The 748-nt window shown below is 68.9% G+C and carries 1 protein-coding gene; it reads right to left on the reverse strand.

From position 1 onward, the window contains the following. Positions 1-744: acyl-CoA desaturase (locus CBZ_RS12175; protein WP_130781805.1), on the reverse strand; the 744-nt coding region annotated here is incomplete at its 3' end. Positions 745-748 lie beyond the last annotated feature (4 nt).

Below are 748 nucleotides of genomic sequence, written 5' to 3' on the forward strand. Positions count from 1 at the left end.
GCTCGGGAACAGGTGGTGCTCGATCTGGTGGTTCAGGCCGCCCATGAACAGGTCGACGAACCGCCCGCCGCGCACGTTGCGGCTCATGAGCACCTGGCGGCGCAGGAAGTCGATCCGGGCGTCGCGAGGCACCAGCGGCATGCCCTTGTGGTTCGGCGCGAACACCGCCCCCATGTAGAGCCCGAACAGGCCGAGCTGCACCGCGAGGAACGCGAACGCCATGCCGACCGGCAGCAGCCAGAACACGACCCCGACGTACCCGCCGAGGCGCAGGGTGACGAACGCGATCTCCACCGGGCGACGCTTCACCGGACCACGACCGAAGATCGTCTTGACCCCGGACACGTGCAGGTTGAGGCCCTCCAGCAGCAGCAGCGGGAAGAACAGCCACCCCTGCCGCTGCGTCAGCCAGCCCTTGAGCCCCGTCCGCGGCGCCTTCAGGTCCTCGGTGTGGAACACGATGACGTCCGTCGCGATGTCCGGGTCGGCGCCCACCTGGTTGGGTTTCGCGTGGTGCCGCGAGTGCTTGTGCTGCCACCAGCCGTAGCTCATCCCCGCGTACAGGTTCGCGATCACCAGGCTCGACCAGTCGTTCCACCGGCCCGACTCGAAGATCTGCCGGTGCGCCGCGTCGTGCCCCAGGAACATCACCTGCCCCAGCAGGACCGCCACGACCGCCGCCGTCACCAGCTGCCACCACGACGGCCCGATCAGGACGAACGCCGTGAACGTCAGCCCCAGCAACGCC

This window comes from Cellulomonas biazotea (genome assembly GCF_004306155.1).
GTDB classification, from domain to species: domain Bacteria; phylum Actinomycetota; class Actinomycetes; order Actinomycetales; family Cellulomonadaceae; genus Cellulomonas; species Cellulomonas biazotea.